Source organism: Paenibacillus sp. RC84 (assembly GCF_041260495.1).
GTDB lineage: Bacteria > Bacillota > Bacilli > Paenibacillales > NBRC-103111 > Paenibacillus_F.
The window spans coordinates 169,875-186,150 of sequence record NZ_JBGBYL010000012.1 but is presented as its reverse complement, the minus strand read 5'-3'; the positions used below and the strand labels follow the sequence as shown (position 1 = coordinate 186,150).

The 16,276-nt window shown below is 57.3% G+C and carries 9 protein-coding genes; all 9 read left to right on the top strand.

Annotation, left to right across the window (positions count from 1 at the left end; genetic code table 11):
* Positions 1 to 1,380, top strand: coding sequence for a GntP family permease (locus ABH899_RS25490; RefSeq protein ID WP_370001541.1), 1,380 nt, complete (start codon positions 1 to 3; stop codon positions 1,378 to 1,380).
* A gap of 145 nt (positions 1,381 to 1,525) precedes the next feature.
* Positions 1,526 to 2,311 carry a 3-hydroxybutyrate dehydrogenase gene (locus ABH899_RS25485; RefSeq protein WP_370001497.1) on the top strand — a complete coding sequence of 262 codons (786 nt, stop codon included), beginning with the start codon at positions 1,526 to 1,528 and terminating at the stop codon, positions 2,309 to 2,311.
* Between the two features lie 37 nt (positions 2,312 to 2,348).
* Complete coding sequence (locus ABH899_RS25480; RefSeq protein ID WP_009675121.1) at positions 2,349 to 3,059, top strand: CoA transferase subunit A; 711 nt, start codon at positions 2,349 to 2,351, stop codon at positions 3,057 to 3,059.
* Positions 3,056 to 3,730, top strand: a complete 675-nt coding sequence (locus tag ABH899_RS25475) for a 3-oxoacid CoA-transferase subunit B (protein ID WP_009675076.1) — start codon at positions 3,056 to 3,058, stop codon at positions 3,728 to 3,730. The genes ABH899_RS25480 and ABH899_RS25475 overlap by 4 nt, the downstream gene beginning before the upstream one ends.
* Before the next feature lie 6 nt (positions 3,731 to 3,736).
* Positions 3,737 to 4,921: an acetyl-CoA C-acetyltransferase gene (locus ABH899_RS25470; RefSeq protein ID WP_370001496.1), complete on the top strand. Its 1,185-nt coding sequence runs from the start codon at positions 3,737 to 3,739 to the stop codon at positions 4,919 to 4,921.
* Positions 4,922 to 5,382: 461 nt separating this feature from the next.
* Positions 5,383 to 8,505 carry a hybrid sensor histidine kinase/response regulator gene (locus ABH899_RS25465; protein WP_370001495.1) on the top strand — a complete coding sequence of 1,041 codons (3,123 nt, stop codon included), beginning with the start codon at positions 5,383 to 5,385 and terminating at the stop codon, positions 8,503 to 8,505.
* Entirely contained in the window at positions 8,502 to 9,635 is a 1,134-nt protein-coding gene (locus tag ABH899_RS25460) for a response regulator (protein ID WP_370001493.1), read from the top strand. The genes ABH899_RS25465 and ABH899_RS25460 overlap by 4 nt, the downstream gene beginning before the upstream one ends.
* Positions 9,636 to 9,931: 296 nt before the next feature.
* Positions 9,932 to 14,128, top strand: coding sequence for an S-layer homology domain-containing protein (locus tag ABH899_RS25455; protein WP_370001491.1), 4,197 nt, complete (start codon positions 9,932 to 9,934; stop codon positions 14,126 to 14,128).
* Positions 14,129 to 14,327: 199 nt separating this feature from the next.
* The gene (gene htpG / locus ABH899_RS25450) at positions 14,328 to 16,208 is read left to right on the top strand and encodes a molecular chaperone HtpG (protein ID WP_370001489.1); all 1,881 of its coding nucleotides are present in this window, start codon (positions 14,328 to 14,330) and stop codon (positions 16,206 to 16,208) included.
* The last annotated feature ends 68 nt before the right edge of the window (positions 16,209 to 16,276 follow it).

Genomic DNA, 16,276 nt, shown 5'->3' with positions numbered 1-16,276 from the left:
GTGTTTGTTCAGGTCGTGGCGATTGTACTCGCCTTGGGGCTGCTGATGTTTTTCGCTTACCGGGGGTATCCGGTGATCGTGTTCGCCCCGATCTTTACGCTGCTGGCCGTGGTCATTTCCGGGCTCGCGCTTATGCCGAGCTATACGGAGACCTATATGGCGAATGCGGCGAACTATATTAAAACGTACTTCCCGATTTTCCTGCTCGGGGCGATTTTCGGCAAGGTGATGGAGCTGAACGGAGCGGCTTCCTCGATTGCCCGGTCCATCGTCAAAGTGCTCGGCTCCAAACGCGCCATGCTGTCGGTCGTTCTGGCCTGCGCGGTGCTGACTTACGGCGGCGTCTCGCTGTTCGTGGTCGCTTTCGCCGTCTATCCTTTCGCGGTGGCGGTTTTCCGCGAGGCGGATATTCCGAAGCGGCTCATTCCCGGCACGATCGCGCTCGGCGCCTTCACCTTCACGATGGATGCGCTCCCCGGAACGCCGCAGGTGCAGAACATTATTCCGACCACGTATTTCGGAACGGACGCCTACGCGGCCCCGGTCGTGGGAATTGTGGGCGGAATCATGGTGCTGGCGGCGGGCATGTTCTGGCTGGAAAGACGCCGTAAGCAGGCGGCGGCCGCAGGCGAAGGCTACGGAACCGGACACAAGAACGAGCCGGAAACCGCCGAAGGCCAGCGTTATCCGAACCTGTGGGTCTCGCTCGTCCCGCTCGAGTTGGTGCTTGTGTTCAACTACTTGCTGAGCCGGGGATTTTTGACGGTCAACACCTGGTACAGCCCGGAGCTTCTCAAAACGTTTAACATCGCGAATGTGAAAACGGTTGCATCTTCATGGGCGCTTATTATCGCCCTGTTCATCGGCATCGCGGCGGCGCTCTGTATCAACGTCCGGCACGTTCAGAGCAAGCTGGCGGCAGGGCTTACGGCAGCTGCGATGGGATCGCTTCTGGCGATTTTCAACACCGCTTCCGAGGTCGGCTTCGGCAACGTGGTCAAGACGCTGCCCGGCTTCAAAGCGATCCAGAACTTCATCCTCAATATCAGCTCCCAGCCGCTGATTAACGAAGCGGTGTCGGTCAATATTTTGTCCGGGGTCACCGGCTCCGCATCGGGCGGGCTGTCCATCGCGCTCGAAGTGATGGGCAAACAGTACCTGGCCGCGGGCCAGGCGGCGGGAATCAGCCCGGAATGGCTGCACCGGATCGCCTCGATGGCGTCCGGGGGGATGGATACGCTGCCGCACAACGGCGCGGTCATTACGCTGCTGGCGATCACAGGACTGACGCACCGGCAGTCTTATAAGGATATTTTTGCGATAACCGTCGTCAAAACGCTCACGGTGCTTATTCTCGCCGCTGTCTTGTCTTTCTTGTAAACAGGGAGAGGCCGGAATGCAGCGGAGGCGTCCGTTCGATATTTTAAACCGTTAACAGTCAAGGTCATTCATAGGTACTTAGATGTTTCTTGTTTCAGCATTCATTTTAACCAGGTCTGTAAAACTCACGGAAGGAGGGGCGGTCATGACCCCATTTTTAGCTCAAAAAACAGCTCTGATCACCGGCGCGGCCAGCGGCATCGGCCTTGAAATCGCCCGCACATTCGCCCGCGAGGGGGCCAAGGTCGTGATTTCCGACATTCAGGAGGAAAAGGCTAAAGCGGCGGCTCAGCGGCTGGCGGACGAAGGATACAAAGCCATCGGTCTCGCCTGCGACGTAACCGACGAGAGCCAGTTCGCCGGAGCGATCCGGACAACGCACGAAACCTACGGCCGGTTCGATATTCTGGTGAACAACGCGGGTCTGCAGCATGTCGCGCCTATCGAAGAATTCCCGGTGGAAAAGTTTGAATTTATGATCAAAGTGATGCTGACGGGGGCTTTTATCGGGATCAAGCATGCTCTGCCCATTATGAAGGAACAGCAGTACGGGCGGATTATCAACATGGCTTCGATCAACGGCGTCATCGGTTTCGCGGGCAAAGCCGCTTACAACAGCGCGAAGCACGGACTCATCGGGCTGACGAAGGTAGCGGCTCTGGAAGGCGCGGCGCACGGCATCACGGTTAACGCGCTGTGCCCGGGCTACGTGGATACGCCGCTCGTACGCGGCCAGCTCGAAGATCTGGCAAGAACGCGGGGCGTTCCCCTGGAAAGCGTGCTGGAGGAGGTCATCTACCCGCTGGTGCCGCAAAAAAGGCTCCTGTCGGTCGATGAAATCGCCGAATTCGCCATGCTCATCGCCAGCGACAAGCTGAAGGGCGTGACGGGAACGTCCATGCTGATTGACGGCGGTTATACGGCACAGTAGAGAGAGAAATTTATCACGCGAGAGGAGAGGGGCAGACATGAGCAAGGTTCTGAAATCAGCGGAGGAAGCCGTACGTGTAATCGGCGAAGGAGCGACCCTGATCGTGGGAGGTTTCGGCCTGTGCGGCATACCGGAGCATCTGATCGCGGCCCTGCAGCGGCAGGGCACCGGCGAGCTTACGGTCGTCAGCAATAACTGCGGAGTCGACGATTGGGGCCTGGGGCTGCTGCTGGCTAACAAGCAGATCAAGAAGATGGTGTCCTCCTACGTCGGAGAAAATAAAACGTTCGAGAAGCAGTACTTAAGCGGCGAACTGGAGGTTGAGCTGGTGCCGCAGGGCACGCTGGCGGAACGCATCCGGGCAGGTGGAGCGGGCATTCCCGCTTTTTACACGGCGACGGGCGTCGGGACGCTGGTAGCGGAAGGCAAAGAGGAGAAACATTTCGGGGGCCGGCCGTATATTCTGGAAAAAGCGATCACCGGCGACTTTGCGCTGGTGAAAGCCTGGAAAGCCGACACGGCGGGGAACCTCGTGTTCCGCAAAACGTCCCGCAATTTCAATCCGCTCGCTGCGGCAGCCGGCAAAATCACGCTCGCGGAAGCCGAGGAGATTGTGGAGGCGGGAGAGCTGGACCCCGATGACATTCATACGCCGGGCATTTTTGTGCAGCATGTCGTGCAGGGCGGGAGCTATCAGAAACGGATCGAGCGTCTGACGGTCCGCGAAGCGAAGGAGGAGACAGCATGAGCCATCCGCGCCAAAGAATCGTGGAGCGCGCCGTACGGGAAATCCGGGACGGCATGTACGTCAACCTGGGGATCGGCATGCCGACGCTCGTAGCCGACGAAATTCCCGCCGGTATCACAGTGATGCTCCAGTCCGAGAACGGTCTGCTGGGCATCGGCCCTTATCCGAAACGGGGAGAGGAAGACCCCGATTTGATCAACGCGGGCAAGGAAACCGTCACGGCGGTACCGGGCGCTTCCTATTTCGACAGTGCGGAATCGTTCGCCATGATCCGGGGCGGCCATATCGACTTGGCTATTCTGGGCGGTATGGAGGTATCCGGCGAAGGTGACCTTGCAAATTGGATGATTCCGGGCAAAATGGTCAAAGGCATGGGCGGCGCGATGGATCTGGTGAGCGGAGCCAAGCGCATCGTCGTCATCATGGAACACGTGAACAAATACGGGGAATCCAAGGTGAAAAAAGCCTGCACCCTTCCTTTGACAGGCAGAGGAGTGGTGGACCGGCTCATTACGGATCTGGCCGTATTCGATTTTACGCCGGAGGGTATGGTGCTGGCCGAACTGCTCGGAGAAGCGGAGCTGGACGAAGTCCGGGCCAAGACCGAAGCGGCGTTCACGCTCGGCCCTCTTTTAAAAGAGCGGCTCGAAGCCTGCGGACAGGAAGGGTGATCCGAAATGACCAGAGAAGCGGTTATCGTCAGCGCCGTGCGTACGGCGATCGGCAGTTTTCAGGGCTCCCTGGCCGGCGTGCCCGCGACGGAGCTCGGAAGCATCGTTATCCGGGGAGCGCTGGAGCGCGCGGGAGTGGAGCAGGAGCGGGTCCATGAGGTAATCATGGGCAATGTGCTCCAGGCGGGACTGGGGCAGAACCCGGCGAGACAGGCTTGGCTGAAAAGCGGGTTTTCCGACGGCGTTCCCGCCCTTACGGTGAACAAAGTATGCGGCTCCGGGCTCAAAGCCGTCATGCTGGCGGCCCAGTCGGTCATGCTCGGCGATGCCGACATTGCGGTGGCCGGAGGCATGGAAAATATGAGCGCGGCGCCGTACCTGCTGGAAGGCGCCCGCTCGGGCCTGCGCATGGGCGACGGCAAGCTTGTCGATTCCATGATCCGCGACGGCCTCTGGTGCGCCATGTGCGACATTCACATGGGCGAAACCGCGGAGAATGTAGCGGACCGGTACGGCCTCTCCCGCGAGGAGCAGGACGAGTTCGCGGCTCACAGCCAGCAGAAGGCGGAGCAGGCGGCCGCGGCCGGACGCTTCCGGAGCGAGATCGTGCCGGTCCCCGTCCCGCGGAAGAAGCAGGACCCGCTGCCGTTCGACCGCGACGAGTTCCCGCGCGCGGGCACGACCGCGGAGACGCTATCGCGGCTGCGTCCGGCGTTCCGTTCCGGCGGGACCGTGACCGCCGGCAATGCCTCCGGCATCAACGACGGGGCGGCCGCCGTTGTCGTCATGTCGGCCGAAGAAGCCGGCCGGCGGGGGCTGAAACCCCTTGCCCGGATCAAGGGCTACGCCTCGGCGGCGCTGGATCCGGCCGTGATGGGCCTCGGGCCCGTAAGCGCCGTGCGGCGGTTGTTGAACCGGACGGGCGTGCCGATAGACGGCATCGACCTGTTCGAGTTCAACGAGGCCTTTGCGGCGCAGTCGCTTGCCGTGGGGCGCGAGCTCGGCGTACCGCCGGAGAAGCTCAACGTCAACGGCGGCGCGATCGCCCTCGGGCACCCCATCGGCGCCAGCGGCGCGCGCGTGCTCGTGACGCTGCTGCACGAGCTGGAGCGGCGCGACGGCAAGCGCGGTCTGGCCTCGCTGTGTATCGGCGGCGGCCAGGGCGTGGCGCTGCTGGTGGGGCGCGATTAGGGCGGCGATCGTACCGGTAACGAATCGTTCATACGGGTATTCGGGCAGATGAGTCTCTAATGTAATTAGAGGCTCATTTTTTTTGGAAATGAAGACTTCACACGGATTGTCAATTAGCTGCCGCCTAGCCCGTGCGGGAGAATGGGTACGATTTATTTCTTAACTTTGATTTTATCCGAACCCAAAGAAACCTGGCGCGGCCTGTGGTACAATACAACAGCATCGCTACTTTTTTCCGGCAGGTGAAAGACAATGGGGACTTTATATCATAGAGGTGTACGAGAGCGCAATTTGTCTACGGTGTTGTACACGTGCGGCGGTCAGATGAGGTACAGGAGCTGCGGGCATGTAGTTGACCACCGTCATGTGACCCCAAGCACCGCGCGCTGGGAGCTTCGTGCGGTATGGAAAGACGGTTTACAGGGGTTTTGCAAGCGATTTCATGAGCTGTGGATTAACCTATGAAAAAACAAGCGTTGTTTTTTATACTCGGAGCCGCGCTTATTCTGCTGCTGCCGGTGTATTCCGTTCTTCAGCACGTCGTGTCGATCGAGCGGAATCCCGATGCGGTCCGCGGGGTGCTGGATCTCAGAGCCTGGAACTTTGCGGACAAAGGGACGGTCCGGCTGAGCGGCGAGTGGGAGTTTTACAGGGGAAAGCTGCTCGTACCCGGAGATTTTCACCCTTCCGCGGAAGCGGGAAGGACGCCTCCCGTGCCGACCGGCATGGCGCAAATTCCGGGGAAATGGAATGCGTATATGGGCACGGAAGAGGATTCCGCCGCAGAAGGGTATGCCACGTTCCGGCTTAAAGTGCGGCTTAATGAGACCGACGGGGCCCTTTACGGCATCCGCACCGGCAATATCCGCATGGCTAACCGGGTGTTCGTGAACGGCCGGGAAGTGGGAGCGAGCGGAACGCCGGGCCGTACGGCCGCCGAAGAAAGTCCCGACAACGTCCCGTACACGGGGTTTTCCTACCTGCAGGGCAGTGAAGCCGAGATCGTGGTTCAGATCTCCAACCACAGCTATTCCTCCGGCGGTATGTTCACTCCGATTTTGTTCGGAGACGAAAAGTCCGTCATGAAAAGCCGGGAAGCGGCATTATTTTCCGAGTGGATGACGATGGCGGGCTTCCTGATTCCGGGACTTTATTTTCTGGTTTTGTACAGGATGCGGAGGAAAGATCCGGCCTCGCTTTATTTGGGGCTGTTCTGTCTGGTCGGGCTGTTGTTTGTGCTTACGCACGGGGAGAAGCTGCTTGCCGCCGCCTGGCCGGGGTTTTCCTACACCTGGCTGCTCAAGGTGCAGCTTATGGTGTCTTCATTCGTGTACTTTTTCTTACTCCGCTATGTAGCCGTTGCCGTACCGGGCGGCGTTCATCCGCTTGCGATGCGGCTGAGCTCCGCCGTGACTGCGACCGGTCTGCTGGCGGGTCTGCTGCTGCCGCCTGTTGTTTTCTCGCGGCTCGAGGTGCTGATCCTGACGGTTTCTTTCCTCAGCATGTGCTATATAGCGTTCGTTCTGCTTAGGGACGTGCGCAAGCGCTCCGAGGACACCTTGCTCATGATCGCCGGTGTGATGAGCATTCTGATGGTCATAGCGGCGTACGTGCTCAACCTGGTCGGCTTGTACGAAGGGCTGCTGCTCATTCCGGCCGAAATGCTGCTGTTCGTGATGACCCAGGCCGTCCTGCTTGCGCAGCGGTTTAACCGGACTTTCGTGGAGGTGGACCAGCTGTCGCGCAGGCTGCTTTCCCTGGACGGGCTGAAGGACGAATTCATGGCGAACACGTCCCATGAACTCCGCACGCCTCTTCACGGCATGGTCAATATGGCCCAGTCTATGCTGGAAGGCGCATCGGGGGCTTTGAACGATAAACAGAGGAACGATCTAACGATGATTGTGTCTACGGGCCGGAGGCTTACTCTTCTTATTAACGATATTTTGGATTTCAGCAAGCTTAAAAACGGCGAAATTGTGCTGAAGAGGCAGCCGGTAGATCTCAAAGCCGCAACGAACGCCGTACTCGAGGTTATGACGCATGTCGCCCGGCACAAAGACATCCGTTTCGAGCAAGAATGGCCCGACCGGCTGCCCTGGCTTCTGACGGATGAAGACCGTCTGCAGCAAATTTTGTACAATTTGATCGGAAATGCCGTGAAATTCACTCCTGCGGGAACCGTCACGATCGGGGCGGTAACGAAGGGCGGCCATGTGCTCGTCTTCGTTAAAGACACGGGGATCGGAATCGCGGAGAACCGCATGGAAGAAATTTTCCATGCCTATGATCAGGGTGTGGGTCCCGGGTATCGCGATTACGAAGGAACCGGCCTCGGACTGAGTATTACGAAGAAGCTGGTCGAACTGGGTGAGGGAAAAATCGAAGCGGAATCCCGGCTTGGAGAAGGCTCCGTATTCCGGTTTACCGTTCCGTCGACTACGGCCGCACCGGAAGCGGCACGGTCTTCCGATGCGGGTTCCAGGGCTTCGGCGGCAAGGGACGAAACGGCCGCCGCCGTCCTGGCTGAAGGCGGGGAGGACAGGCGGGCCCGCCAAATCGACGCGACTGTCCTGCTGGTCGACGACGACCCGGTCAACCTGCAGGTGCTGTACAACCTGCTGTCGGTTGAAGGTTACCGGCTGATCGCGGTGGACGGCGGGGCCAAAGCGATGGCGCATATCGGCTCCGGCCAGTCCATCGACCTGGTCATTGCCGACTGGATGATGCCGGGCATGTCCGGCCTGGAGCTGTGCCGGGCGATCCGCGCCCGTGTCTCGCTGGCTGAGCTGCCGGTGCTGCTGCTGACCGCGCGGAGTCTGCCGGAGGATGTGCGTGCCGGTTTCCAGGCGGGCGCCAACGATTTCCTGCGCAAGCCGGTCGATGCCGACGAGCTGAGAGCCCGGGTGCGGACTCTGCTTGAGATGCGCAAGTCCGTCCGGAACGCGGTTTCGGCGGAGATGGCGTTTTTGCAGGCGCAGATCAAGCCGCATTTTTTGTACAATGCGCTGAATACGATTATCGCGCTGCTGCCCTCGGACCCGGACAAAACGACAAAGCTCCTCTTGGAGCTCAGCCGTTATCTTCGGGGCAGCTTCGATTTTCAGAATCGCGACCAGTTGGTTCCTTTACAGAAGGAATTGGCTCTCGTGCAGTCGTATTTATTTCTGGAGAAGGCACGTTTCGAAGAACGGCTGCAGGTGGATTACGACATCCAAGCCGAGCCGAACCGGTTGATCCCTCCGCTCAGCATCCAGCCTATCGTTGAAAATGCGGTTCGCCACGGCATCATGAGGCGTGCGGAAGGCGGAACGATCGGAATTTCCGTCGAGGAGAAGGAAGATGTTCTGCTCGTGGAAATTACGGATAACGGAGTCGGGATGGAAACCGGACGCGCGGCATCCCTCTTGTCGGCAGAGGCCGGGGGAGGGGTAGGCCTGATCAACATCCATACCCGGCTGCTGACGATGTTCGGCGAAGGGCTCGACATCCGGACCGAGGCGGGACGAGGAACGATTGTCCGATTCCGGGTGCCGAATAACGGGGCAACCCGGGGGAATGCCGGAGGAGGTCAAAAACAGTGAAGGTCATTCTGATTGACGACGAAAAGCCCGCCCTGATCCAGATGGAGCGTCTGCTCCAGTCGGATGGGCGCATGGAGGTCGCGGGGATGTATACGCAGGCCCGGCACGGGCTTGAACATATGACTGCCGAGAAGGCGGACATCGTCTTCCTGGACATCGAGATGCCCGAGATGAACGGTCTTGAAGCGGCAGAGCATCTGTACCGGCTGAACCCGGAAGCGCAGATCGTCTACGTAACCGCCTATAACGACTACGCGATCGAAGCGTTCGAGCTTGGAGCGATCGACTATCTGCTCAAGCCGGTCGATCCGGAACGGTTCGCCAAGACCGTCAGCCGCCTGGAGTCGCGTCTTAGCCAGCTTCAGGCCGTCCGCCGGGAGGCGGCGCCGGCCGGCGAACCGGCCGTGCTGTGCTTCAAGCAGCTGTCCCTGGCGGGAAGCGCCGGTACAGGCGGAACCTTGAGATGGCGCACGCAGAAAGCGCAGGAGCTGTTCGCTTTCCTCGTTCATCACGGGAGCAAGCGGGTGGCCAAGGATGTCATTCTGGAGACGCTATGGCCGGAGCTTTCTCTGGATAAAGCGGTCACCCAGCTACACACCTCCGTATACCAGGTGCGCAAAATGCTCAAAGCCTGGGGAATCGGAGCGGGCATCGATTATTCCCACGACAGCTATCGCTTCACGGGGGACGATTTCCGCACCGATGTGGATCTGTTCCTGGCTGGAGCCTCTGTCGGCGAGATTACGTCGCGGGAGCAGTGGCGGCGGCTGGACCAGGCGCTGCAGCTGTACCGGGGAGATTATTTGGAAGAGCACGATTATTTCTGGGCCAAATCGTACCGGGCGCAGCTGCTCGGACAGTATATCCAGGCCAGTCTTCTGGCCTCGGCTTACGAAGTATCCGCAGGTCAGACTCAATCCGCTCTCCGGCGGCTGGAGCTGCTCCACAAAAAGGAGCCGTTCTCGGAAGAAATTTGCCGGGCTGGGATGGAAGTCCATGCGGGGCTGGGGGATAAGCAGTCGCTGAAAAAGCATTACGAAGCGTTCGCAAGCGCCCTCCGCGAAGAGCTGGGATCAGAGCCCGGCCGCGAAACAACCAACCTGTATAAACACTTGATGCAGAGCATCTGAGCGATTCCGGTTATCCGGGACGAAGCCTTTGCCCCTATTGAGCGGCGGGGCTTTTTTTGTGGGGCTGAAACACAATGGAGAGCAGGTTTGCGGCTGCCGGTATCCGAAACGGACCGTTTTGGCGAAAAATGACGAATTTTGTCCAGAATCCGTTCAGTGGTACTTGATACAATTTTCCATGTTAAAAACAGGGGGAAGGGACTGGATAAAGCTTAAATAAAGAGAGAAAAAAATTTCCGTTGATAGTCGTTTTGTCAGTACGTTAACAAGTATTCTACAAAATATGAGGTGAATGTATGCATCAGAGAAAATCCTCTTTCCGATGGATTTCGGTTATGTTGATGAGCGTATTTGTGCTTAACGCCGTTTTGTTCGGCGCAGCGGGCCCGGTTAAGGCGGGACCTCCCGGCGGACCTTTCGCTTATAACGCGGCGGTCACTGCTGCGGAAATGTATCAGGCCATTCTGGATTACCCTAACGATATTTTTGAAACCGTGCAGCAGAAGGATAGTTTTTACTGGAACAGAAAAGCGGATAACGACGCTATCGTGGATGAACTGATCAGCAAGCGTCCTTTTGCGACGGTTACGGATCTGCGCGATGCTTACGGCATTGCCTTGGATAACAGAAATTTCTTTTTGTTTCTTCATGAAGCTACCGATAATTCCGGCGTAAGCGCGGCTTTGAGCTGGGTTAATGACGGAACCTTCCTCAATCCCGGATTGGATTTGGGCAAGTATTCCGGTTTGGATTACACGGAGCAAGCGGTTGTGGACCAAGCTGTACTCGACGGTATTCCTGTCGACGGATATTCCGCTGCGGCCGAGATTCAGACTATTATAGACACAGCGATCGGCCAGATTGTGTCCGGAGCTCTTCAAGATGACAAGACGGCTCTGGAGATCGGTTATGCGACGGGAGACAGTGCCGCACATGTTACCCAGAACGTAACCCTTCCGGCTGCGGGTACACATTTCACGCAAATCACTTGGACCGGAGGAAACGGGGTCATCGATCCCGCGACGGGAACAGTGACGCCATCGACCGGAGGAGATGTAACGGCCGCTCTTCAGGCGAAAATCAGCAGAAATAATGAAAATGTGACCAAGGACTTTACCTTGACGGTCAAAAGCTCGGCGCCGCCTGCCGCGCCTCCGGTGATCACGGCACATCCTCAAAGCACTCCGCCGGTGCTTGAAGGAATGCCTGCTTCCTTTAGCGTTACGGCTACGGGCACGGGTTTGACGTATCAGTGGCAAGTAGACATCGGATCAGGCTTCTTAAACCTGCCGGGCGATACGAATGCCACGTTGAGCATTCCGGCCGTTTCGCCGGTTATGAACGGCTACACCTACCGCGTTGTCGTATCGGGTACGGGCGGCCAGCCGGTGACGTCGAACGCGGCGGTGCTGAACGTGCTGCCGATGATTCCCAATCCAACGTTTCCGCCGATGATCACGGTACAACCGCAAAACTCGCCGCTTGTGCTTGAAGGAATGCCTGCTTCCTTTAGCGTTACGGCCATGGGAACGGGATTGACGTACCAGTGGCAAGTAAACATCGGGTCAGGCTTCTTAAACCTGCCGGGCGATACGAACGCCACGCTGAGCATTCCGGCCGTTTCGCCGGTCATGAACGGCTACACCTACCGCGTTGTCGTGTCGGGTACGGGCGGCCAGTCGGTGACGTCGAATGCGGCGGTGCTGAACGTGGTGCCGATGATTCCCAATCCGACGTTTCCGCCGATGATCACGGCACAGCCGCAAAACACCCCGCCGTTGCTTGAAGGAACGCCTGCTTCCTTTAGCGTTACGGCTACGGGAACGGGATTGACTTACCAGTGGCAGGAAGACAGCGGCATGGGCTTCCTAAACCTGCCGGGCGAGACGAACGCCACGCTGAGCATTCCGGCCGCCACGGCGAACATGAACGGGTACACCTACCGCGTTGTCGTGTCGGGAACGGGCGGGCCGCCGGTGACGTCGACCCCGGCGGTGCTGAACGTGGTGCCGATGATTCCGACGTTCCCGCCGGTAATTATGATTCATCCGCAAAGCGCGTCGCCGGTGCTTGAAGGAGCGCCCGCTGCTTTTAGCGTTTTGGCCTCGGGAATGGGATTGACCTACCAGTGGCAGGTGAATACGGGACAAGGGTTCCAAAACCTGCCGGGCGAGTTGAGCGTCGTGCTGGACCTTCCGGCCGTCACGATGAACATGAACGGGTACACCTACCGGGTCGTCGTCTCGGGTACGGGCGGGCAGTCGGTAACGTCGAACGCGGCGATGCTGACGGTGCTGCCGAGTATTCCCAATCCGACTTTGCCGCCGGTAATTGTAGTCCATCCGCAAAGTCCGCCGCCGGTGCTGGAAGGTGCCCCCGCCAGCTTTAGCGTAACCGCAACGGGATCGAAGCTGATTTACCAGTGGCAGGAAGACAGCGGCAATGGCTTCCAGGACATGCCGGGCGAGACGAACGCGACGCTGAACATTGCGGCCGTTTCGCAGGGAATGGACGGCTATAGGTACCGTGTTGTCGTAACGGGCAAGGGAGGGCTGCAAGCCATTTCGAACGACGCGACTTTGACTGTGACACAGCCCATCGTGCCGCCGGTTATCAAGAACCAGCCGCCGGAGGATCTGTCGGTTCCCAAGGGAGCTCGCATTAATCTTTCCCTGAAAGCGGACGGACGTGATCTGAGCTTTCAGTGGCAGGTGAACACGGGAACGGGTTTTCACGATTTACCGGGTGAAACGGGAGCTCTCCTTAGCATTTTCCCTGTGACCCAGGAAATGAACGGGAACAAATACCGCGTCATCGTCTCGGCGTCAGGACTGTACCCGACCACTTCTGACGAAACGCTTCTAACGGTATATACCGTTCCGTCCGCGCCTACAAACGTTACCGCCACGGCCGGCGACGGCCAAGCGGTCGTCTCCTTTACGGCGCCGTCTGACGGCGGCAACGCGATCACGGGCTACGAAGTCACCGTTTCGCCAGGCAATAAAGTCGTGAGCGGCACGGCCAGCCCGATCACGGTAACCGGGCTTACGAACGGCACCGCATACACGTTCACCGTTAAAGCTTTTAACGCGGCAGGCGATGGCGCGGATTCGGCTTCATCAAATGCCGTCACGCCATATGTCTCTTCGAGCGGTGGCGGAGGAGGTGGCGGGGGCTCCTCGGAACCGAGCACGCCAACGCCGACAACACCTTCCGTTCCGGAAGTACCGGCTAGCGACGGAGCCGATATCCTCGTTAACGGGAAGACGGAACGTGCAGGAACCTTGAAGTCGACCGAAGTAAACGGCCAGTCGGTACTGACGGTTGTGGTGGACCCGAAGAAGCTGGACGAGAAATTGGCGTCCGAAGGCCAGCATGCCGTCGTGACCATCCCGCTTGCGAAAGACAAGAAAGCGGATGTGCTCGTCGGCGAACTGACGGGCCAAATGGTGAAAGGCATGGAGCAGAAGCAGGCCGTCGTTAAAATCTCCTTCGGAGATATCACGTATACGATCCCTGCGGAGCAAATCAACGTTTCCGCTTTGTCGGATCAGCTCGGCAAGCCGGCCGCACTGGACGATATCAAAGTGCGCATCGAAGTTGCCACCCCGTCCAAGGAAACACTGAAAGTCGTCGAAAACTCGGCGGCCGACGGGAATTTCACGCTGGTAGCTCCGACGCTCAACTTTGCGGTGAAAGGAACTTACGGCGGCACAACGGTTGAAGTGTCCCGTTTCAACGCTTACGTGGAGCGTACGATCGCCATCCCGGATGGCGTAGATCCGAGCAAGATTACGACCGGTGTTGTCGTGGAAGGGGACGGTACCGTCCGTCACGTGCCGACCCGGATCGTAAACGTAGGCGGACGCTATTTTGCGAAAATCAACAGTTTAACGAACAGCACCTACTCCGTGATCTGGCATCCGGTTGAGTTCCGGGACGTTGCCGGGCACTGGGCTCAGAATGCGGTCAACGATATGGGCTCGCGCATGGTCGTAAGCGGTGTCGAAAACGGCACGTTTAACCCCGATACGGCCATTACGCGTGCGGAGTTTGCGGCCATCATGGTGCGGGCACTGGGACTTAAACAGGAAAAAGCGTCCGTGCCTTTCTCGGACGTGAAAGCAACGGATTGGTACAGCGCTGCGGTGCAGACCGCTTACGCGTACAAGCTTATCGGCGGTTTTGAAGACGGAACGTTCCGTCCGTCCGACAAAATCACCCGTGAACAAGCTATGGTCATCATGGCAAAAGCGATGAAGACTACCGGCCTCCGGGACAAGCTGCCGTCCCAAGAAGCGGCGGAATCGCTGGCTCCTTATGCGGACGCCGCAGCGACTGCCGAATGGGCGAAAAGCGGCGTGGCCGATTGCCTGCAGGGCGCCATCTTTGCGGGTAGAACCGCCACGGAGCTGGCTCCGAAAGCGTCGATTACAAGAGCGGAAGTCGCCGCCATCGTGCAGAGACTTCTTCAGAAATCCGAACTGATTTAAGAAGGGAAGAGTTATTTTTCCAGCGGTCTTTCAGACGGCTGGGGAATAACTCTATTTTTTTGCAAAAAAGAGAGAAACGCGCGCATGTATTTTTAACGGAGCGGTTGACTTCAAAAAATGGAATAGGTACTATAAAACTAGGAATTAGCACTCATGACATTGGAGTGCTAACTATGATCTTTCGGAAGGAGATTCACTCATGGCCAAGAAGCAGTTTAAAGCGGAATCCAAGCGTTTGCTGGAAATGATGATTAACTCGATTTACACCCAGAGGGAAATCTTTTTAAGAGAGCTGATTTCGAATGCCAGCGATGCGATCGACAAAATTTACTACAAGGCTCTGACGGACGACAGCCTAGCGTTCAACTCCGACAATTATTTCATTAAATTGAAGGCCGACCGGGCTAGCCGTACGCTAACGCTTTCCGATACGGGAATCGGTATGACCAAAGAGGATCTTGAAAACAACCTGGGCGTGATCGCCAAGAGCGGTTCGCTCGCTTTCAAGAAGGAAAACGAAGCCAAGGACGGCCACAACATTATCGGGCAGTTCGGCGTCGGTTTTTATTCCGCTTTCATGGTGGCGGACGTCGTTACGGTCATCAGCCGGGCGCTGGGCAGCGAGGAAGCGTTCAAATGGGAGTCCAAAGGCGCGGACGGCTACACGATTGTGCCTGCCGACAAAGAAACGGTCGGAACCGAAATCATTTTAAAAATTAAAGAGAACACCGAGGACGATAACTACGACGAGTATTTGGAAGAGTACCGCCTCAAGGCGATCATCAAGAAATACTCCGATTTTATCCGCTATCCGATCAAGATGGACGTATCCGGACGCAGACCCAAAGAAGGCAGCGACGACGAATTCGAAGAATACCAGGAAGAACAGACGATCAACAGCATGGTTCCGATCTGGCGCAAAAACAAGAATGAGCTGACGACGGAAGACTATGAGAACTTTTATGCGGAAAAACGGTACGGGTTCGACAAGCCGCTCAAACATATTCATATCAGTGCGGACGGAGCTGTCGTATACAAGGCGATTTTGTTTATCCCGGAAAGTACTCCGTTCGATTATTACACGAAGGAATATGAGAAAGGTCTTGAGCTGTATTCCAACGGTGTGCTGATCATGAACAAGTGCGGGGATTTGCTGCCGGATTACTTCGGTTTCGTAAAAGGGATGGTCGATTCGGAGGATCTGTCTCTGAACATTTCCAGGGAAATGCTCCAGCACGACCGCCAGCTGACGCTGATCGCCAAAAATATCAAAAACAAAATCAAGAGCCAACTGCAAAGCATGCTCAAGGACGAAAGAGACAAATACGAGCAGTTCTACAATTCTTTCGGCCGTCAGCTTAAGTTCGGTGTCTATAACGACTACGGCACTCACAAGGACGATCTGCAAGACTTGCTCATGTTCACCTCTTCTAAAGAGAAAAAGCTCGTCACGCTTGATGAATACGTATCGGCCATGCCGGAAGAGCAGAAGTACATTTACTACGCCTCCGGGGAGTCCATCGACCGCATCGAGAAACTTCCGCAAACCGAGATGGTCCTCGACAAAGGCTACGAGATTCTGTACTTCACCGACGATGTCGACGAATTCGCCATTAAAATGCTGATGGCTTACAAGGAAAAAGAATTCAAATCCGTGTCCAGCGGCGACCTCGGAATCGAGCCGGACGCGGCGGATAAACAGACGGAAGAAGAGGAAAACGACAGCAAAGATCTGTTCGAGGCGATGAAAGCGATCCTGTCGGATAAAGTAAAGAACGTAAAAGCGTCCAAACGTCTGAAATCCCATCCGGTCTGCCTGTCCACCGAAGGCGAGCTGACGATCGAAATGGAGAAAATTTTGAAGGCCATGCCGAACGGACAGGAAGTCCAGGCCGACAAAGTGCTGGAAATCAACGTCAACCACGACGTGTTCCGCTCCCTTAAAGAAGCTTATGCGAACGATAAAGACAAGCTGAACCTGTACACGAATCTGCTGTACAATCAGGCACTTCTGATCGAAGGTCTCCAAGTGAGCGACCCGGTCGAATTTACGAATAGTATTTGCAAGATCATGGTCTAAGCCGCCCGGCGGTTCAGACAAAAAGGCCCGTTCCTTCCGGAACGAGGCCTTTTTTTGCATGTCCACTC